This window comes from Microbulbifer thermotolerans (assembly GCF_900112305.1).
GTDB lineage: Bacteria > Pseudomonadota > Gammaproteobacteria > Pseudomonadales > Cellvibrionaceae > Microbulbifer > Microbulbifer thermotolerans.
The window spans coordinates 376,062-395,252 of sequence record NZ_FOKT01000004.1 but is presented as its reverse complement, the minus strand read 5'-3'; the positions used below and the strand labels follow the sequence as shown (position 1 = coordinate 395,252).

Here is a 19,191-nt window from a genome sequence, read left to right as displayed (position 1 = left end):
CCACAGCTGGCGGGGCGGCGCACCACCGCCCCAGCTGTGGGAGGTCACGCGGATGTCAGACTTCCTCCACCCGGTAACTGTGCACAATTTCCACTCCGGCGTTGCGGAGCATAATGGACGCTGAGCAATACTTGTCCGCCGACAGCTCCACTGCCCGCGCCACCTGCGTTTCTTTTAAGCCGCTACCGCGCACGACAAACTCCATCTCGATACGGGTAAATGGCGCCGGTGTCGTATCCGGTCGTTCACCGTTGAGTTCACAATGGCAGGAAACAACTTTTTGCCGTGCTTTCTGCAAAATTGTGACCACATCATAGGAAGCACAACCGCCCACACCCAGCAGGATCATCTCCATAGGGCGGATGCCGTTGTTCTTGCGCCCACCTTCCATTACCACAGAATTGCCACTGCCGGCCTCGCCAACAAAGGTCAATTCGTCTACCCAGGTCACAGTCCCCCGCATCACCTGACTCCTTTTATTCCATCACGATAAAGCCGCGAAGCTTATCACATCCGCGTTCCACCCCTGGCTCCCCCCAGGTTTTTCCCCTAGTGACTACAGCGGACCCGCGTCACAGAAAGCAAAACAGTGTTAGACGCCGGTTGCCTCTGAGCGCCGCAGCCGCTATAAGTTTCATTCCCGGCACCACAAAGGTGTCGCAGGTCACACTGCGAGAGTTTCCCGGACCCGGCTACTGTTGGGGGCAGAGTTTTAGCGCCATAATTCGCCATGTTGCTGCGCTTTCCGGTTGGGATCCGGCACCACATTAATAAATAAGGAGTAGATCCGTGACGGTTGCTACCGAAGACCCTATGACTATCGGCAATATTGAAGACTTCCTCGCTCACTGCCACCGGCGACGCTATCCAGCCAAGAGCACTATCATCTACGCCGGCGACCGCTGCGAATCCCTTTACTTCATAATGCGCGGTTCAGTGACCGTACTGATCGAAGACGACGAGGGCCGCGAAATGATCGTGGCCTACCTGAATGACGGCGACTTTTTCGGCGAAATGGGCCTGTTCGATCAGGACACCCGCAGTGCCTGGGTACGCACAAAAACCGAGTGTGAGGTGGCCGAGATCTCCTACAACAAATTCCAGGAATTGACCCGTCAGCACCCGGAATTCCTGTTCGCCTTAGCGACCCAGATGGCCGGTCGCCTGCGCAACACCACGCGCAAGGTGGGAGACCTGGCCTTCCTCGACGTCACCGGTCGCGTGGCGCGCACGCTCCTGGACCTGTGCAACGAGCCGGATGCCATGACCCATCCCGAAGGCATGCAGATTAAAATCACCCGCCAGGAAATAGGCCGTATCGTCGGCTGCTCGCGGGAGATGGTCGGCCGGGTGCTCAAAACACTGGAGGAGCAAGGGCTGGTGTCGGTGAAGGGCAAGACGATGGTGGTCTACGGAACCCGCTAAAGGTTACCGCCACCACAGCAAGGGCGATCCCTGCGATCGCCCTATAGAGCCCGGCAGCCTGAGGGCTAAGTTGTTATCCTTGCGCCCTAGTTAAACATCTCCATCAGCTTGCGCCCCGGTTCCGCCTCCCGCATAAACGCTTCACCAACCAAAAATGAATTCACATTGTGACCGCGCATAGCCGCCACATCGTCGGTGGTGTGAATGCCACTTTCGGTGACCACGATGCGGTCTTCAGGGATCAAATCCAGCAGTTTGAAAGTGGTCTCCAGTTGTACATCAAATGTGTGCAGGTTGCGGTTGTTGATACCGATCAGGCGATTCGGCAGTGCCAGGGCGCGCTCCAGCTCAGTGCGATTGTGCACCTCCACCAGTACATCGAGCCCCAGCTCCCGCGCCAAGTCATTCAATTCCTGCATCTGCGCATCCTCGAGACAGGCGGCAATCAGCAGTATGCAGTCGGCACCAATGGCCCTGGCCTCGAGCACTTGATAGGGGTCCACCGTGAAGTCCTTGCGCAACACCGGCAGGCGTACCGCGCTCCTGGCTTGCTGTAGATACACATCGCTGCCCTGGAAAAAATCCACATCTGTCAGCACCGACAGGCAGGCGGCGCCACCCTTTTCATAGCTTGTGGCTATTTCCGCGGGAATAAAGTCCGGCCGTATCACCCCTTTGCTGGGCGAGGCTTTTTTAATCTCCGCAATGACCGCCGCCTCACCGGAGGCCAACTTATTTTCTATGGCGCTGACAAATCCTCTTGCCGGCGGCTGGTCTTCCGCCCGCGCGCGCATTTCCTGCAGGGAACAACGCGCTTTGCGCTCCGCCACTTCCTGCCACTTGCGTTCGACAATCGTCTTTAGGATGGTCGGTGTGTTTACGGCTGTATTGTCTGCGCTCACGGCTGTCTCCTGTGCGCTCATGGTCGTTCCCCCTGGCTTATGGCTGTTGTCCCTCAACGCGATTAAGAGCGGAAGGCGCTGGTGAAAGCGGCCAGGTCTTTGATTTTCTCACCGGCGATACCGCTGGCTATGGCATCCTGGGCCATGTCGACACCCTGCCCCGCGGAGTCAGCGACGCCACTGACGTAAACGGCTAAACCGGCGTTCAGGGCGATAATGTCGGCGGCTTTGCCCCCGGCTTCAGTGGCGCGCTTGCCCAGCGCATCGCCAATCAGAGCCAGAGATTCGGCGGCTCCGGATACACTGAGACCATCGAGACTCTGCCGTTTGATACCGAAGTCCTCCGGACGGAGCGTCCACTCGTACAGCTCGCCACCCTTCAGTTCCACCACAAGGGTGTCCGCGGCGAGGCTGGCCTCGTCCAGGCCATCGTCGCTGTGCAATACCAGCACGTGCTCGGAACCCAGGCGCTGCAAGACTTCCGCGATCGGGCGGCAATAGCGCTTGTCGTAGACACCGATTACCTGGCGCTTGATACCGGCGGGGTTGGTCAAGGGGCCCAGCAGGTTGAAAATGGTACGCATGCCCAGCGCCTTGCGGGCCGGCCCCACATGGCGCACAGCACTGTGATAACTGGGCGCAAACATAAAGCCGACACCGATGGCATCCACGCAACGGGCTACCTGCTCCGGTGTCAGCTCCAGATAAATACCCGCTTGCTCGAGCAGATCGGCAGCACCGCTGGAAGATGACACAGAGCGGTTGCCGTGCTTGGCCACCCGGGCACCCGCGGCGGCGGCGGCGAAACTGGCGGCGCTGGAGATATTGAACAGATTGGCACCGTCACCACCGGTACCGACGATATCCACCGCATTGGTCAGATCCAGTGCCACCGGCTTCGCCAGTTCGCGCATAACTTCAACCGCACCGGCGATTTCATCGACTGTCTCACCGCGAATGCGCAAGGCAACCAACAGGCCACCAATTTGCGCTTCTGCGGCCTCGCCGCGCATAATCTGGCCCACGATTTCGCGCATCTCCGCACGGCTCAAGTGTTCGCCGCCAACCAGCTTGGCGATGGCCTCTTGGATATTCATTCTTTCTTCCCCCCAAGGCTCAAAAAGAGTGCGGGTACGAGGTGCCTCGCGGCGCCCCCCCTAGGATTGCAAAAAGTTTCTCAGCATATCGTGGCCGTGCTGAGTCAAAATGGATTCGGGGTGAAACTGCACCCCCTCAATCGCCAGTTCGCGGTGGCGCAACCCCATGATTTCGTCTATTTCGCCGTTTTCCGTTTCTGTCCAAGCAGTAATCTCCAGGCTCTCCGGCAGGCTGTCTTTGTCCACAACCAGAGAATGGTAGCGGGTGGCCTCAAAGGGATTGGACAGGCCGTGGAACACCCCCAGATTGTTGTGCACTATCGGAGAAATTTTGCCGTGCATTACCTGGCGCGCCCGAACAACCTTACCGCCAAACACCTGGCCGATACTCTGATGGCCGAGACAAATTCCGAGTATCGGAATCCGCCCTGCATAACGGCGGATAGCGTCCATAGAAATACCGGCTTCATTGGGCGTGCAGGGGCCGGGAGAAATCATAATCTTTTCCGGGGCCAGCGCGTCGATATCCTCGACCGCAATTTCATCGTTGCGCACCACCTTCACATGCGCACCCAATTCCTGCAGGTACTGCACCAGATTCCAGGTGAAGGAATCGTAGTTATCGATCATCAATATCATTGCTCGGCCCCTTCTCCGGATTGCTCTATACGGCGTTGCAGGCGTGCAAGCGCGTCCTGGGTGGCGCGCAGCTCGCGCAGTATTTCGGTATGGCTTGGCGGCAACCGCAGCTCGTCCAGGCGACGCAGCTTGGCTTCCTCCAGATTATTCAACACTACGCCAATAAACAGGTTGATCATTACGAATGCGCCCATGACCACAAAGCTGACGAAATAGAGCCAGGCCCATGGCAGGGACTCCATAGCTGTGTACATAACGTCAGTCCAGTCCTCAAGCGTGACGATGCGGAACAAAGTCAGCAGCGCGATTGGCAGGCTGCGCCAGTGGAGCGGATCCACGTCGTGGAAAAGGAAATAACCCGCCACGCCATAGATGTAGAAAATAATCGTCATCAACAGCGCTATGTGGAACATGCCCGGCAGGCTGTGCAACAGGGTGTCCACCAGCAGGCGCAATTCGGGAAAAGCCGAGACCAGGCGCAGTACCCGCAGCACCCGCACCAGGCGCGCCAGGGTCGCCAGAGGGCCGGCGGCCGGTATCAGACTCAGCGCGATAATTGCGAAGTCGAAGCAGTTCCAGCCATTGGCAAAGTAGCGCCAGGGGCGGCTGCCATGAGCGGCCATTTTGACCGCGGCCTCGGCGACAAAGGCCATCAATATCAACTGATTGATCGCCCCCAGCAGGCCGCCGAAACGCTCGGTGACCCAGGTAGAGGTTTCCAGGCCCACGGCGACGGCGTTGAGCAGGATCAGGCCAATGATAACTCGGTGGAACAACGGTGCTTCAGCGAGGCGCTTGCACTGCTCGGCAAAGGTCGGTTTCTGCGAAATACTAACTTCGTTCATCGCTGGTGATCTTGTCGATTACACTCCGGAAAGCGCAATGGCTGCGGCACGGAAAAGCGCGCGCGCCTTGTTCATGGTTTCGTCCCACTCGGACTGGGGTTGTGAGTCAGCTACCAAGCCGGCGCCGGCCTGGATATATAACTGCCCATTCTTTATTACCGCAGTGCGTATCGCGATAGCGGTATCCATATTGCCGTTCCACGCCAAATAGCCCACGGCACCGCCGTATATACCGCGCTTCTCCGGCTCCAGCTCATCGATAATCTCCATGGCGCGGATCTTCGGGGCGCCGGACAGCGTACCCGCCGGCAGAGCCGCGCGCAGTGCATCGATGCCTCCCAACTCAGATTTCAGTTGACCGGTCACATTGGAGACGATGTGCATAACATGGGAGTAGCGCTCCACCACCATCTGCTCGGTCACCCGCACGCTGCCGGTCTGCGCCACCCGACCCACATCGTTGCGGCCCAGGTCGATCAGCATCAGGTGCTCTGCAATCTCTTTCGGGTCCGCCAACAGCTCCTCTTCCAGAGCGCGATCCTCTTCTTCAGTGACACCGCGGCGGCGGGTACCGGCCAGGGGCCGCACGGTCATTTCCCCCGCCTCCAGGTGCACCAGGATTTCCGGGCTGGAACCCACTACCTGGTGATCGTCCAGGTCGAGGAAATACATGTACGGGGAGGGATTCAGGCTGCGCAAGGCGCGGTAGAGGTTCAGCGGCGGGGCTTCATAGGGCGCCGACAACCGCTGGGAGGGCACCACCTGCATCACGTCACCGGCGAGTATGTACTCCTTGACCCGATCGACGGCGCGCTTGAAGTTCTCCTCGCCAAAATGAGACTTGAACGCCGACTCATCGATGCCGGCACCGTTGAGATCCAGCGGCACCATAGCCGGCAGCGGTTGCGCCAATTTGCCGACCAGCTGGTCCAGCCGGGATTGAGCGCGATCATAGGCGTCTTCCTGCTCCGGGTCGGCGTGCACAATAAAGATCACCGCGCCAGCCAGGTTGTCGAACACCACCAGTTCATCGCTGACCATCAGCAGTATATCCGGGTTTCCAAGGGTGTCCGGCGGCGCGCTATCTGCCAGGCGCGGCTCGATATAACGCACACAGTCGTAGCCAAAATAGCCCACCAGACCGCCGTTGAAACGCGGCAGATCCGGCAGCTCCGGCACTCGGTAACGGCGCTGAAACTCTTCAACAAACGCCAGTGGGTCGGCGGACTCACACCGTTCTATCACCTCACCGTCGCGCTCGACGGTGATCTCGTGTCCACACACCCGCAGCAGGGTGCGTGCCGGCAGGCCGATAATGGAATAGCGCCCCCATTTTTCACCGCCCTGCACCGATTCCAGCAGATAGCTGTAAGGGCCCGCGGCCAGTTTGATGTAGGTGGATAAGGGGGTTTCGACATCCGCCAGCACACGGCGCACCAGCGGTATGCGGTTGTAGCCCGCAGACACAAGTTGGGCGTATTCGCTTGGGGTCATGGCGACGACTCCAGAGTTCAAAATTGCTTTTCGGAATTCGGTTGGCGGGCGGGATTCCTAAGGTGCCCGCGGGAAAGACGGCCGACCGGTACCCGTACCGGATGACCTCAGCGGATCAGCGGCGCCATCGCCAGCTGGTGTTTTGGGGGGCCCAATGGGTGCAGGCGTTAGTGTTCACGGACATTCCCTCGTTGCAGGCGCTCAAGTGTACAAATCCCGATCGGGGTGGGCAAGGGGGTTCAGCGGGCGGAGAAACACACGCTTCTCCGCCCTCATGCGTTACTGCGCCAAATTCCTCCGCATGGCGTCAATCACTTCACCGTAGTCATCCGCATTAAAGATGGCGGAACCGGCGACAAAGGTGTCGGCACCGGCGGCGGCGATCTCGGCGATATTGTCCCGGGTGACACCGCCGTCGATTTCCAGGCGGATATCCAGGCCGGAAGCGTCGATCAATGCGCGCGCTTCACGCAACTTATCCAAGGCCGTGGGAATAAATTTCTGGCCACCAAAGCCCGGATTGACCGACATCAGCAGGATCATATCCAGTTTGTCCATTACGTATTTGGCCGCGTCCAGACCCGTGGCCGGATTGAACACCAGCCCCGCTTTGCAGCCGAGGCTGCGTATCAGCTGCAACGAGCGATCCACATGCCGCGAAGCCTCCGGGTGGAACGTGATATAGGTGGCGCCGGCATCGGCAAACATACGGATCATATCGTCCACCGGCTCCACCATCAGATGCACATCGATGGGCGCTTCCACCCCGTGCTTGCGCAGGGCTTGGCACACCATGGGACCGATAGTGAGGTTGGGCACGTAGTGATTGTCCATCACATCAAAATGCACCCAGTCGGCACCGGCGGCCAGCACTGCATCCACTTCTTCACCGAGGCGGGCGAAATCGGCGGAGAGAATGGAAGGGGCAATCTTGTAATCCGACATAGCAATATCCTTCAGTTTATAGGTTGCCTTTGAGGCGCTGATCCAAACGCTCGAGGCGCTCCGGAGTGCCCACGTCACACCAGTCGCCCTCGTAAACCTCCGCCTGCAGGCGCTCTTCGTTGTAAGTAAGTACTTCCCCCAGTCCAAAACACTCGCGTGCACGGGGGTATTCCGTCAGCACCTGCGGACGCAACCAGCTGATACCGGAAAAGGTGTAGCGGGGCTTGGCGGTGCCGGACAGCAAGCCGTTTTCGATACCGAAATCCCCTTCTGGGTTATGGGGCGGATTGGGAACCATCAGCAGGCGGCCGGGACAACCGGCAGGCAGGGGCCTCGCCAACCAGTGCGACAGGTCAAAGTCACACCAGACGTCGCCGTTGACGACGAAAAAGGGACCATCGCCCAACAAGGGCAGCGCCTTGATTATTCCGCCCGCGGTCTCCAGCGGCTCCTCTTCCCGCTCCACCGAGTAGCAAATCCGCACCCCCCAGCGGCAGCCGTCCCCCAGGTGCTCGCGAATCCGATGGCCCAGATATCCGAGGTTGATCACCACCTGCTTCACCCCCACCGCGGCCAGCCGCTCCAGCGCATATTCAATCAACGGTTTGCCGTTTACCGGCAGCAGCGGCTTGGGCGTACGGTCAGTCAGGGGACGCATGCGTTTGCCGAATCCGGCGGCCAGCACCATGGCAGTGGGCGCCGGATCAGGTGAAAGGGAATCGATCATGTATGTGTAAAATCTGTACAGTTACTCTTTCCTGCCGCGGACGCTCAGCGGTTACCGGCACTGCGGTAATCCCGATACCACTCCTGGCGCTCAACCAGTGGCAGCAGTCGTTCGCGAAACCAATCGGCGAAGGGACGCAATTCCGGGTAGCGGTCAGACACCTCCAAGGTGTAGCGAATGACCAACGGCAGATCCGGCAGATACCCCGGTTTGCCATCGCGCAGATAGAGGCGCGGGAAAAGACCCAACACCTTGATATGCCGCTGCAACCCCATCCAGTCAAACCAGCGCAAAAAGGTACCGGGCTGTACCGGCTCCAGCACACCAGCCGCCTCCGCGGTGGCAGCATAGGTCAAAGCCCAGTGCTCCACCCGCTCCCGCGGCCAGCGTATATAGCAGTCCCGCAGCAGCGAGGCCAGATCATAGGTGACCGGCCCCCAGACAGCATCCTGAAAATCCAGCACGCCGGGCCGTTCGCCATCGCGGACCATCAGATTGCGGCTGTGGTAATCCCGGTGCACCAGTACCTTGGGCTGCTCGCAGGCGGAGTCCAACAACAGAGCGAAGGTTTGCTCCACCAACTGCTCCTCAGCTGTATCCAGCGAGTAACCGAGTAACCGGTTGGCCAACCACTCGGGCAGTATCCGCATCTCCATCAACAGCAGTTCACGGCTGTAGCACGGCAAGAGATTCTCGGCCGGCGGTATCTGCTGCAGGCACAGCAGCTCGCTCAGCATTTCCGCGTACAGTGTCTCCACACTGTCGTCATTCAATTGGCCGAGCAGCTGCTTGTCCCCCAGGTCCTCGAGCAACATAAACCCGCGCTCGACATCCGCTGCGACGACCATCGGCGTGTGGATACCGTAGCGGCGCAGATAGTCCGCTATCGCCACAAACCGCGCCGGATTGGTGCGCTCCGGGGGAGAATCCACTGCGACCAGTGGCGGCTCGGTTCCGGCGCGGAAATAACGGCGGAAGCCTGCGTCACCGGCCAGTTTCCGCAGCCGCAACACGCTACCTGTGCGCAGCGCGCGGCCGGCCCACTGGCTCAGAGCCTCGAGCCTTTTATCTGTATTGTCTTTCGTGACAGACTCCTCGCCTGTGAAAGGCTCTCTCATGCGCCGCTACTACTCCAATTAATTTGGCCGCATTGTAACCGGGCCGCGAGTTGCGTCCAGCGACAGCGGCGAATTCCCGCAGATTTACACTGTGCTCCCACCAGTTGGTGTCAACACGGCGCACATTCAAGTAGAATCGTCCGCTGTTTTCACGCGCCCCGGCGCACGCCCCTCTTCAAAAAAACACTAGAGATAGCCGGAACATATCACCTGATGCTGGAAGTTTCCCGGTGGCGCCGCCTGGCGCTGGCAATTGGACGAATTTATCGCCCGCGCTCGCTCGCTATCGGCCTGATCGCCGCGCAACCGCTGTGGGCCAACGCTACCGAAGTACAGGATGGCTCCGCGCCGACTGACGCGGAATACAATCCCTATCTCTATTTGGACTGGCTGCCCAAGTGGCAACTAACACCGGCGCAGCGCGCCACCATGCCAGCCGTCTGTTCCGGCGCCTTTGTGGAACCGCAGCGAAACTACCCCGACGCGCACCTGACCCCCGACGAGGCACCGCTGCGCGCCACCGCCGACGAATCCATCTGGCTGGAAGACGGCACCGCCCAACTGCGCGGCAATGTGCACGTCACCCAGGGGTACCGGCAATTATTCGCCGATCAGGTGGACGTTAACCGCAGTGAAAACACCGCCCAATTACGCGGCAGCATCGAAATGCGCGAACCCAACCTGCTGGTGCGAGGCAGCGCCGCGGAGGTACACACGGACAGCAAGGCTGCAGCCATTGAGGACGCGACCTATGTCGTGCACGATGCCTTTGTGCACGGACACGCGAACCAAGCCGCGCGAGAGGCCAGTGGAGAACTGACCCTCACTCAGGGCAACTATACCCGCTGTGAGCCGGGCAAGGAGATCTGGCGCGTCAGCGGCGGTGAGATCACGATCGACAGCGTCGAGCGCCAGGGGGTAGCCCGCGACGTCCGCCTGGAAATCGCCGATGTACCGATTTTCTACTTTCCCTACCTCCGTTTTCCGGTGGGGGACGCGCGCCTGTCCGGCCTGCTTTTTCCCAGCATCAGCAACAACAGCGAAAATGGCTGGGATATCGCCATTCCATACTACTGGAACATCGCTCCGCAAATGGACGCCACCATTGTGCCCCGCTATATCCAGTACCGGGGCACGGGCGCCGAGGTAGAGGTGCGCCACCTGAGTCGCATGTTCAACACGGAAATCCGCCTCGCCGGCCTGCCGGATGACAAGGGCGGCGACGATGAAGATGCCCGCGACCTGATTGATGCGGGTTTCCCTGAGGACCTGGTACTGCCAGCCAAAGGCACCGACCGCTGGCTGCTGAATATCGAGCAACAGGGGGGCGTCGGCAGCTTCTGGCGCACCGAGATCGACTACACCAAAGTCAGCGACCCGGATTACTTCCGGGATCTGGACACCGCCAACCTGAGCGTCTCCGCCGAGACCAAAGTCAACCAGACCATCCAGGCCAGCGTCAGCAACGACCACTGGCGGGCGACGCTGCGCACACAGGACTACCAGCTGCTGCAAAAGGACCAATTCGATACCTACGCCCAGCTACCGCGCCTGGATGTAGACGGCAACTACCGCTGGGGAAACTGGCAGCTGTCGCTGGAGAATGAGATCACTTCCTGGGACCACGACGAAACCCAAACCATCCGCTATATCGCCGACACCGACGACCCGGACAGCGTCACCGAGAGCACGCGCGACTTCGTCACCGGCGAGCGGGTGCGACTGGACTATGAACTCTACTGGGACAAGCAGTGGTTGTGGGGCTATATCAAGCCCGGCGTTGCAGCCCGCTACCTGGGCTACAACCTGGACGACCAATTCCTGAAAACCGGGACCAGTGACACCCCCGAGGCTTCCGCAGCACAGTTCACGCTGGATACGGGACTTTTCTTCGAGCGCGACGGATACGCCTTCGGCCACGACTACGTGCAGACCCTGGAGCCGCGGCTCTTCGCCCTGGTCAGCAGCGATGCCGACCAGGACGACTTTATCGATATCAGCGAGGATGCTCTCGACGGCGGCAACGACCTGCTGTTCGACACCTCCCTGTTCACCTTCAGCTACGACCAGCTGTTCCGCGACAGCCGCTTCACCGGCAACGACCGCATCGACGACGCCGACCGCGTGGCCCTGGGCCTGACCACGCGCTTTATCGACCCGCGCAGCGGGCGCGACCTACTGTCCGCCAGTATCGGCCAGATCTATTATTCCGACGACGCGCGAATCGGTACCAGCGACTTTATCGAAGCATCACCCCGCTCGGAACTGGCCGCCCGCCTGGAGAGCCGGCCAATCCAGCCGCTGCGCATCGCCAGCGAGATCGTCTACGATGACAGCGAACACAACATCAACCGCGGCAACTTCAGCCTGCGTTATTTGGACGACAAGCTCCGCATCTTCAACCTGGGCTACGTCTACCAGCGCGATGACGACGAAATCATATTGACAAATGGCAAAGTGACAGATGAATCCATCCGCCAGGGCAACGTCTCCGCCGTCTTACCCGTGAACGCCCACACCTCTATACTGGCCGGAGCCAACTACGACTTCACCTACGACCGGGAACTGGAATACCTTGCCGGCGTCGAATATGACAGCTGCTGTTACCGCGCGCGCTTGGTGTGGCGCCGATCTCTCGACAACGATCTGGCGGACGTGGTGGATCCTGAAGATCTGGAATTCGACGAAGGCGTCTATCTGGAACTCCAATTGAAAGGGCTAGCCGGACTGGGCAGCACCGTCTCCAATATGCTGAGCCAGGGCATCGCCAATTTTGATCAAAGAGAAGTACTGAAACAGTGATGACAATAATGCAGAAATCCGCGCTTAAGAGCGGCCTGATGGCGCTGGTTGCGCTCTGTGCCCTGGTGGCGACCGCCGCTTCCGCCCAAGTACAGACGCTCGACCGCGTCGTCGCCGTGGTCGACGACGACGTGGTGATGGCCAGCGAACTGCAACAGCGTCTCAACACCATCATGAGCCAGATCCAGGCCCAGCAGGTACAGGCGCCCCCCATCGACATACTGCGCCGCCAAGTGCTGGAGCAGTTGATCATCGAGCGACTGCAGCTGCAAATGGCCGCACGCGCCGGCGTCACCATTTCCGAAGCGGAGCTCGATCAAGCCATCGCTCGGGTACAGCAAAACGCCGGTATGAGTCCGGAAGCCTTCCGTCAGCAGCTGGCTGCCGACGGCATCTCCATGAAAAACTTCCGCCACCAAATCCGCCAGGAAATGCTGATCCGCCGCGTCGAGCAGGGCAGTGTTAACCGCCGCATCCAGATCACCGACCAGGATATCGACAACTTTCTGCGCTCCAAGGAAGGCGAATTTTGGAAGTCCCCCCAGTACGAACTGGGCCACATCCTGATCCCCGTCAACTCCAGTGCCCCCGCCGACGAAGTCAAAAAGGCGCGGGAAAAAGCCGAGCAACTGGCCCGGCAGGCCCGTGAAGGCGCCGACTTCCGCCGTCTGGCCATCGCCAACTCCGCCGGCCAAAACGCCCTCTCCGGCGGTGACCTAGGCTGGCGCAAGACAGTGGAACTGCCGACCCTGTTCGCCGACGCCCTAGAAGGGCTCAAGGTGGGCGATGTCACAGACCCATTCCGCAGCGATGCGGGCTTCCACCTGCTCAAGATCCACGCTCAGCGCGGTGCAACCGAGCAGGTGGTGGAACAGACTAAGGTGCGGCATATTCTGATCAAACCCTCCGCCATCCTCAGCGACGATGATGCCTACAACAAGCTTGTCGAACTTCGTGAGCAAATAGAAAAAGGCGCCGACTTCGCCAAGCTGGCACGGGAAAACTCCGAAGATATCGGCACCATGCTACAGGGCGGCGATCTGGGCTGGTCCATGCCCGGCCAGTTCGTACCCGAATTTACCCAGGCTATGAACAACACTCCGGTAGGCCAAATCAGCATGCCTTTTCGCTCTCAGTTCGGTTGGCACATTCTGAAGGTAGAAGGCCGCCGCAAACAGGACATGACAGACCAGTACATCCGCAACCAGGCCGCCAACCTGCTGCGCAACCGCCGCTACGAGGAGGAGCTGCAGAACTGGCGCCGCGAAATCCGCGACCAAGCCTATGTGGAAATCAATCTGCCGGACATGCAGGAGAAATCCCAGGACTAAGAGTTCCGACAGGCGCCGGAGGCTCCGGCGCCTTCGCATTCCATTCTGGCGGCATTGGCAAGCATGATCCCCCGAATAGCATTCACCCCCGGCGAACCCGCCGGTATAGGCCCGGAACTGGCGATAAAGCTCGCTTCCATCGGCAGCCCCGCACAAGTGATCGCGGTCTGCGATCCGCAACTGCTGGAAAAAACCGCGGCACAGCTGCGCCAGACGCTCCGGCTTTTGCCCTTCGATCCCTCCGAGCCTCCCGCTGTCACACCCGCCGGCAGCCTCTATATCCAGCCGGTCCCCATGGCCGAGCCCGCTGTGGCAGGCCAATTAAACAAGTCCAATGCAACCTATGTCTTGGAGACTCTGAGCAGTGCTGCCCAAGGCTGCCTGTCGCGGCGCTTTGACGCCCTGGTGACCGGCCCGGTCCACAAAGGGGTCATCAACGATGCGGGAATCCCCTTTAGCGGCCACACAGAATTCTTCGCCGACCTGGCCGGCGTGGAGCGGGTGGTCATGATGCTGGCGGCTGAAGATTTACGCGTGGCCCTGGTCACCACCCACCTGCCACTCAAGGATGTGAGTGCCGCAATAACAGGCCCGCACCTGGAGCAGACAATCACCATACTGCACCGCAGCCTGCGCGATCAGTTCCGCATCGACGTACCGCGCATCGCCGTCTGCGGCCTCAACCCCCACGCTGGCGAAGGCGGGCATCTGGGGCGCGAGGAAATTGAAATCATAGGCCCAACACTGGACAAGCTCCGCGCCCTGGGGATTCAGCTTACCGGCCCGCTGCCCGCGGATACCCTATTCACTCCGCCGCAGTTGGCGCGCTGCGATGCGGTGCTGGCCATGTACCACGATCAGGGCCTGCCGGTGTTAAAATTCAAGGGCTTCGGCCACGCGGTAAACATTACCCTCGGGCTGCCGTTTATCCGCACTTCCGTGGACCACGGTACCGCCCTCAATATCGCCGGCCAGGGCATTGCCGATAGTGGCAGTCTGCAAGCGGCGCTGTCCCAGGCCATTCAATTGGTCAGGCTGCGCAATCTATAACCTCACTGATTTCCTCTGTAAATACCTGTGCGCAGGCGAGCATGATTTGATGGACAACTTTTTCCAACACAGGGCGCGCAAGCGCTTCGGCCAGAATTTTCTCGTCGATGAAAATATCATCGAAAAAATAGTGCGCGCGGTAGCGCCCAGAGAAAGTGATCGGCTGGTCGAAATCGGCCCCGGTCAGGGTGCGATCACCCAGCTGCTACTGGCCCGCTGCCCATCGCTCACCGCGATAGAGCTGGACCGGGATTTGATACCGCCGCTGAAATTCAAATTCCGCAACTACGAACAGTTTCAAATCATCGAACAAGACGCGCTCAAATTCGATTTCGGAGAATTTGCCGGCGACAACAAGCTGCGCATCGTGGGCAACCTGCCCTACAACATTTCTACACCTCTGCTGTTCCACCTACTCGGCTTCCGCGGCGCGATACAAGATATGCACTTTATGCTGCAAAAAGAAGTGGTGGACCGTCTCGGCGCCACTCCCGGCAGCAAAGCCTATGGTCGCCTCAGCGTTATGGTGCAATACTTCTGCCGCGTGCAAGGACTCTTTCCCGTGCCGCCGCAATCCTTCCGCCCCGCCCCCAAAGTCGACTCCGCAATCGTGCGCCTGACACCCCACACCACTCAGCCCCACACCGCACGGGACGAGAAATTACTGGAACGCATCGTCAACATCGCCTTTCAACAGCGCCGGAAAACCCTCCGCAACGGCCTAAAACCCCTGTATCCTGACCTGGATGCAAATCAACTACCCATAGATGCCGGGCGCCGCCCGGAAACGCTCAGCGTGCAGGAATTTGTACAACTGGCAAACTACTGCGCAGAACTCGACAGCAAATAACAGAAAAGCATTGAGGTTGCGTTTTGGCCACATATGCCATCGGCGATATTCAGGGCTGCCTTGAGCCGCTGCAACGACTACTGAAAAAAATTCACTTCCGCCCCGACCGGGACAAACTGTGGCTGGCCGGCGACCTGGTGCACAGAGGACCTGACAGCCTGGGCACGCTGCGCTTCCTCTACCAGCACCGCGACCAGATCACCGCTGTACTCGGCAACCACGATCTGCATCTCCTGGCTCTGGCCCACGGCGCCAAACGCCTGACGGACAAAGAAAAGGATCTCGCCGAAGTACTCGCGGCCCGCGATGCCGACAAGCTACTTACATGGCTCCAGAGCCTGCCACTGGTGGTGCACAAAAAGGGATTCACCATGGTGCACGCCGGTATTCCCCCCATGTGGAGTGTCACTAAGGCGCTGACACTCGCCAGCGAAGTCCACCGGGCGCTGGCCGACAGCGCCATGGCAAAAGCCTATTTCTACGGCATGTACGGCAATGAACCACACCGCTGGAGTGATCACCTGCTTGGTATCGAGCGGCTGCGCTGCATCACCAACTATTTCACCCGCATGCGCTTCTGTACCGCCGACGGCACCCTGGACCTGATCACCAAGCGCGGCCCCGCTGCCGCCCACGGCGACTTCAAACCCTGGTTCAGCTTTCCCGAACGCAAAACCCAAAATGACAAAATTATTTTTGGCCATTGGGCGGCACTGGAAGGCAGAGCCGACACACCCAACGTCTATGCCCTGGATACCGGCTGCGTCTGGGGTGGATACCTGACCGCGATGCGGCTTAACGACGAAGAATTTTTCTGCGCGGATTGCAGCCTATAGGGGTACCCCGCGTCCTTGATCAACTCATATACGCGCCGTAGCAGGCCGGGGCTGCCCCTTCACTTGAACCAATCTCCTGGCGGATTCTTGCTTTCCGGCCCAAGAGAAATCTGAATTGAAGCTTTCTTGAGGTTATTCCTCCCTCTACGGAAAAGAAGGAGGATTAATCATTAAAGAATGCCCAAATAAATCACCACAATCGCACTGGCCAAATTATTCAGGCCGTGCAACAACATTGGCAACAGCACCGAGCCACTTTTCTCCCGTGCAATTCCCAGCATCAGAGCCAGAATAAAAATAAAAACCGCCTGGACCCAGTGATACTGCCCCCAGTGCATAAGGGCAAATAGAGCGGAAGTCAGCAGCAAAGTGCCAGTGAGGCCGAGCCGGGATTGCCGCCAAGCGGTGAACAAATAGCCGCGAAAAATCAACTCTTCCAATACAGGCGCCACCAAAACAATCACCAGAACCAATGGCAGATGACGGCTTCCGGCCAGCATCTGCATAAATTCTCCCGGCGCTACGTCCAGCAGGCGTACCAGGAAAGACTGCGCAGCCAGAAATACCAGCAACAAACCAATCCAGAGCCACACCAACTTAATCGCAAAAGGCCGCACCGCCAATGTCGACCAGAGAGACTGCGTTTTGAAATTTGCCACTGCCAGCAATACCGGAATAATCAGAAAAAACTGCACCAGATAAGAGCCAACTATAGCCGCCGGCGTTTGCAAATGTGCAGCCACCGCAGCTTGAATTTCCGCCGGATCAGGCATTCCCCCCTGCGCGCCAAGGCTTTGGCTGCGAAGAGAGATCAGCAGTTAAACCAGCATCAGGGGTGCTATTTTCAAACGTTGATTCCATGATATTTCCGTTTCCTTCTTCTTTACTTAAAAATACTGCGGCTTAATTCATATCACACCATAGTTAGTTATTACTTGAAAACAAGGCATATTTTGTCTTTTCATATATAACTAGAGTTTAGAGCGAGCTAGATCTCCAGCGGCCCTGTATTAGCCAATGAAAATCCAACACAACTCCAATTGTCTGCTGAAAAATCTCTATTTTTACAGTCCCCACCTGGAATCGGACAAAAACTCACCATGTGGCGTCTCGAATTTCCTGCAGGTAACATTCCGCCAGCCGCGAACATTAAAATTCCGTAATTGTCGGGCCAGCTCTTGTCGGATTCTTCCGGAAGTGATCGATTGTTGACTTCACCAAGAACTTATCTGGCTCAATTCCTTGGTCACATCTCTGCCTGCTACTGAGAGCAACTGGATCAAGGTAAGCGGTAAATCTACCACCCCATTGCCATTACTCATCTTATGTTCAGACAAGATTCCACGGCAGCAGCTGCTCTATCTCTTCCACGCTCTGCGCCTTGGGCAGTTCTGTAAACACCTGCCTGAGATATCGGTACGGCTCGTGCCCGTATAGTTTGGCGGTTTCAATCAAGCTGTAGAGTGTCGCTGAAGTTCTGTCCCCAGCCTGTCTGTTTATGCTATAGATGTACACTCTTCTACGAAGAACACTTTTTTACTCTACATATTGGTGATGAATATCACTAAAAAATGTATTAAAAAATAATAAAAAGAATCGCATTCACTGCACATACTTACCTAGCTTAAAAATATCTTTAGACCATATAAAATATAATTTCTTCCCCAAAATTTGATTTTTTTGAATAAAAGGATAATGATAATGACGAGAATCTATAGAACCACATCTATTATCCCCCAGAACAAAATAGCTATCATCCGGAACCGTAATTGGACCTAATTGCTGGCTTTTAGAACATGTACCATCATAATTTTTATATTTCTCTTCAAGAGGAACATCATTTATATAAACAACTCCATTTTCAATAAATATTTTTTCTCCTGGCAATCCTATAACTCGCTTTGAGTAAGCAGATGCACCTCCAGGAAATTTGAAAGTCACAAAATCCCCTCTAATAATTTCATACCCTTCACCAACATCAAGCGTAATTTCTCCATCGATCAAATTTGGATACGATGAACTTCCATTTAACACACTTATATAGAATGGAGGAGGATTCACGGAAAAAAGCAAACAATAGAAGAAAGCATATAAAGATAAATATAATATTTTTTTTAGATTAACCTCCTCCTTAATCTTAAACAGAATTAACGACGAAATGGCGTACGACATCAACACAATAAAAAAAGAAGCATAAAAATAAAAAGGAGACTTAGCCCATAAGAAAGCCCCAAAAAATATTGCACAAATAATGCATATGGGTGTCAATAAAGCCACTAACGGACTACCCACAATAATTCCAGATATCCCAGGGAAAATAGTGTTTATTATTAGCCCTACAAATCTGTACAAAATAATTCTCACTTACTATTAAACCTCTCTCTTAGCATGATCAAGCAAAAACGGCAACCCCGTTAAGCTATGTAGTGCTCAGAATTCCGTGTCATTTCTTTACCATTAGCAAAAAAGAGATGCCCCATGAGCAAACCTACCTTCGATATGGAAGCCGCCATCAAGGCACTGCGTGATCCACCAGATCCGCAATTCGATAAAGTACGTGTCTTCGAAGAACCAGAAGACTTTTATGGCGGATCTCAAATGTGTCTACAAGGCGGCAACACTCAATGCTGCTGAGAGCGCACTGGACGAGCTGGAAGCTAAGTGGGGCGACAAATAGCCGATGGTGATCAAATCCTGGCGCAGCAAGTGGCCCACACTATCGGCCTACTTCAAATATCCGGAATACATACGCAAACCGATTTACACCACCAACGCCGTCGAAGCCGCACATAGGCAGTTTCGAAAACTGACCAAAACCAAGGGTGGCTTCGCCAATGGGAACAGCTTATTCAGGCTGCTCTACGTCGGTATACTGAAAGCCTCCGAGCGCTGGACGCACCCAATCCAGAATTGGAATCTGACACTGTCACAGCTGGCGATCCACTTTGCGGAACGCCTCGAGAAATACATCATTCTATGAGACTACTTGTCTGACATAAAATTTTGAACCCCTTCCTAAACTCTAGACTCTTAAAAAAGGCTTAATTTCAATGGTCCCTCTATACGCAAATTTGATAAATAATCATCGATTCCTATAAATAACAATGCCGAAAACACCGAAAAGAACAAT

At 57.0% G+C, this 19,191-nt stretch carries 17 protein-coding genes and 2 pseudogenes; 7 read left to right on the top strand and 12 right to left on the bottom strand.

Annotated features, from left to right (window positions below; genetic code table 11):
• Positions 1–55: 55 nt before the first annotated feature.
• Positions 56–463: an OsmC family protein gene (locus BM155_RS08660; RefSeq protein ID WP_067150856.1), complete on the bottom strand. Its 408-nt coding sequence runs from the start codon at positions 461–463 to the stop codon at positions 56–58.
• A 326-nt stretch (positions 464–789) separates the two neighbouring features.
• Between BM155_RS08660 and crp the strand changes: the two genes are divergently transcribed.
• On the top strand, positions 790–1,425 hold the full coding sequence (crp, locus tag BM155_RS08655; RefSeq protein ID WP_074902458.1) for a cAMP-activated global transcriptional regulator CRP: 636 nt from the start codon (positions 790–792) through the stop codon (positions 1,423–1,425).
• Positions 1,426–1,511: 86 nt separating this feature from the next.
• Here crp and trpC read toward each other — a convergent pair whose 3' ends face one another.
• The 8 genes from trpC to BM155_RS08615 all read right to left on the bottom strand — a co-directional run bounded on the left by trpC (position 1,512) and on the right by BM155_RS08615 (position 9,192).
• Positions 1,512–2,327: an indole-3-glycerol phosphate synthase TrpC gene (trpC, locus tag BM155_RS08650; protein WP_254773156.1), complete on the bottom strand. Its 816-nt coding sequence runs from the start codon at positions 2,325–2,327 to the stop codon at positions 1,512–1,514.
• Between the two features lie 62 nt (positions 2,328–2,389).
• Complete coding sequence (gene trpD / locus BM155_RS08645; RefSeq protein WP_067150847.1) at positions 2,390–3,424, bottom strand: anthranilate phosphoribosyltransferase; 1,035 nt, start codon at positions 3,422–3,424, stop codon at positions 2,390–2,392.
• 60 nt (positions 3,425–3,484) lie between these two features.
• Positions 3,485–4,063 carry an anthranilate synthase component II gene (locus BM155_RS08640; protein ID WP_067150844.1) on the bottom strand — a complete coding sequence of 193 codons (579 nt, stop codon included), beginning with the start codon at positions 4,061–4,063 and terminating at the stop codon, positions 3,485–3,487.
• Positions 4,060–4,908: an ion transporter gene (locus BM155_RS08635; protein ID WP_067150841.1), complete on the bottom strand. Its 849-nt coding sequence runs from the start codon at positions 4,906–4,908 to the stop codon at positions 4,060–4,062. The genes BM155_RS08640 and BM155_RS08635 overlap by 4 nt, the downstream gene beginning before the upstream one ends.
• A gap of 18 nt (positions 4,909–4,926) precedes the next feature.
• Complete coding sequence (gene trpE / locus BM155_RS08630) at positions 4,927–6,402, bottom strand: anthranilate synthase component I (RefSeq protein WP_074902453.1); 1,476 nt, start codon at positions 6,400–6,402, stop codon at positions 4,927–4,929.
• A gap of 279 nt (positions 6,403–6,681) precedes the next feature.
• Positions 6,682–7,347 (bottom strand): ribulose-phosphate 3-epimerase, encoded by a 666-nt coding sequence (rpe, locus tag BM155_RS08625; RefSeq protein ID WP_074902452.1) that lies wholly within the window; start codon positions 7,345–7,347, stop codon positions 6,682–6,684.
• A gap of 16 nt (positions 7,348–7,363) precedes the next feature.
• The gene (gene murU, locus BM155_RS08620) at positions 7,364–8,074 is read right to left on the bottom strand and encodes an N-acetylmuramate alpha-1-phosphate uridylyltransferase MurU (RefSeq protein WP_231902432.1); all 711 of its coding nucleotides are present in this window, start codon (positions 8,072–8,074) and stop codon (positions 7,364–7,366) included.
• Positions 8,075–8,118: 44 nt separating this feature from the next.
• The gene (locus BM155_RS08615) at positions 8,119–9,192 is read right to left on the bottom strand and encodes an aminoglycoside phosphotransferase family protein (RefSeq protein WP_074902449.1); all 1,074 of its coding nucleotides are present in this window, start codon (positions 9,190–9,192) and stop codon (positions 8,119–8,121) included.
• Between the two features lie 213 nt (positions 9,193–9,405).
• Between BM155_RS08615 and BM155_RS08610 the strand changes: the two genes are divergently transcribed.
• The 5 genes from BM155_RS08610 to BM155_RS08590 all read left to right on the top strand — a co-directional run bounded on the left by BM155_RS08610 (position 9,406) and on the right by BM155_RS08590 (position 16,061).
• A complete protein-coding gene (locus BM155_RS08610; protein WP_074902447.1) occupies positions 9,406–11,994 on the top strand; it encodes an LPS-assembly protein LptD in 2,589 nt (862 codons plus the stop codon).
• Entirely contained in the window at positions 11,994–13,325 is a 1,332-nt protein-coding gene (locus BM155_RS08605; protein ID WP_067150827.1) for a peptidylprolyl isomerase, read from the top strand. The genes BM155_RS08610 and BM155_RS08605 overlap by 1 nt, the downstream gene beginning before the upstream one ends.
• 63 nt (positions 13,326–13,388) lie before the next feature.
• Positions 13,389–14,375 carry a 4-hydroxythreonine-4-phosphate dehydrogenase PdxA gene (gene pdxA / locus BM155_RS08600; protein ID WP_074902444.1) on the top strand — a complete coding sequence of 329 codons (987 nt, stop codon included), beginning with the start codon at positions 13,389–13,391 and terminating at the stop codon, positions 14,373–14,375.
• Positions 14,376–14,424: 49 nt separating this feature from the next.
• Entirely contained in the window at positions 14,425–15,225 is an 801-nt protein-coding gene (rsmA, locus tag BM155_RS08595; protein WP_074902441.1) for a 16S rRNA (adenine(1518)-N(6)/adenine(1519)-N(6))-dimethyltransferase RsmA, read from the top strand.
• Positions 15,226–15,248: 23 nt separating this feature from the next.
• Positions 15,249–16,061: a symmetrical bis(5'-nucleosyl)-tetraphosphatase gene (locus BM155_RS08590; RefSeq protein WP_067150817.1), complete on the top strand. Its 813-nt coding sequence runs from the start codon at positions 15,249–15,251 to the stop codon at positions 16,059–16,061.
• Between the two features lie 170 nt (positions 16,062–16,231).
• Here the strand turns inward: BM155_RS08590 and BM155_RS08585 are convergent, their stop codons facing one another.
• From BM155_RS08585 to lepB, 3 genes and pseudogenes are all read right to left on the bottom strand, one after another.
• The gene (locus tag BM155_RS08585; RefSeq protein WP_074902438.1) at positions 16,232–16,834 is read right to left on the bottom strand and encodes a CPBP family intramembrane glutamic endopeptidase; all 603 of its coding nucleotides are present in this window, start codon (positions 16,832–16,834) and stop codon (positions 16,232–16,234) included.
• Positions 16,835–17,390: 556 nt separating this feature from the next.
• Positions 17,391–17,534: pseudogene (locus tag BM155_RS08580) on the bottom strand (transposase domain-containing protein); the annotation flags it as partial.
• A gap of 129 nt (positions 17,535–17,663) precedes the next feature.
• Positions 17,664–18,425, bottom strand: coding sequence for a signal peptidase I (lepB, locus tag BM155_RS08575; RefSeq protein WP_082817353.1), 762 nt, complete (start codon positions 18,423–18,425; stop codon positions 17,664–17,666).
• Between the two features lie 157 nt (positions 18,426–18,582).
• Here lepB and BM155_RS08570 point away from each other — a divergent pair.
• Positions 18,583–19,041: pseudogene (locus BM155_RS08570) on the top strand (transposase); the annotation flags it as partial.
• Positions 19,042–19,191 lie beyond the last annotated feature (150 nt).

Excerpts from the sequence above, each read along its gene's own strand:
- BM155_RS08660 (WP_067150856.1), bottom strand. The coding sequence starts at position 463 with ATGCGGGGGACTGTGACCTGGGTAGACGAATTGACCTTTGTTGGCGAG.
- trpD (WP_067150847.1), bottom strand. The coding sequence starts at position 3,424 with ATGAATATCCAAGAGGCCATCGCCAAGCTGGTTGGCGGCGAACACTTG.
- BM155_RS08640 (WP_067150844.1), bottom strand. The coding sequence starts at position 4,063 with ATGATATTGATGATCGATAACTACGATTCCTTCACCTGGAATCTGGTG.
- BM155_RS08635 (WP_067150841.1), bottom strand. The coding sequence starts at position 4,908 with ATGAACGAAGTTAGTATTTCGCAGAAACCGACCTTTGCCGAGCAGTGC.
- trpE (WP_074902453.1), bottom strand. The coding sequence starts at position 6,402 with ATGACCCCAAGCGAATACGCCCAACTTGTGTCTGCGGGCTACAACCGC.
- rpe (WP_074902452.1), bottom strand. The coding sequence starts at position 7,347 with ATGTCGGATTACAAGATTGCCCCTTCCATTCTCTCCGCCGATTTCGCC.
- murU (WP_231902432.1), bottom strand. The coding sequence starts at position 8,074 with ATGATCGATTCCCTTTCACCTGATCCGGCGCCCACTGCCATGGTGCTG.
- BM155_RS08615 (WP_074902449.1), bottom strand. The coding sequence starts at position 9,192 with ATGAGAGAGCCTTTCACAGGCGAGGAGTCTGTCACGAAAGACAATACA.
- BM155_RS08610 (WP_074902447.1), top strand. The coding sequence starts at position 9,406 with ATGCTGGAAGTTTCCCGGTGGCGCCGCCTGGCGCTGGCAATTGGACGA.
- BM155_RS08605 (WP_067150827.1), top strand. The coding sequence starts at position 11,994 with ATGACAATAATGCAGAAATCCGCGCTTAAGAGCGGCCTGATGGCGCTG.
- pdxA (WP_074902444.1), top strand. The coding sequence starts at position 13,389 with ATGATCCCCCGAATAGCATTCACCCCCGGCGAACCCGCCGGTATAGGC.
- rsmA (WP_074902441.1), top strand. The coding sequence starts at position 14,425 with ATGGACAACTTTTTCCAACACAGGGCGCGCAAGCGCTTCGGCCAGAAT.
- BM155_RS08585 (WP_074902438.1), bottom strand. The coding sequence starts at position 16,834 with ATGCCTGATCCGGCGGAAATTCAAGCTGCGGTGGCTGCACATTTGCAA.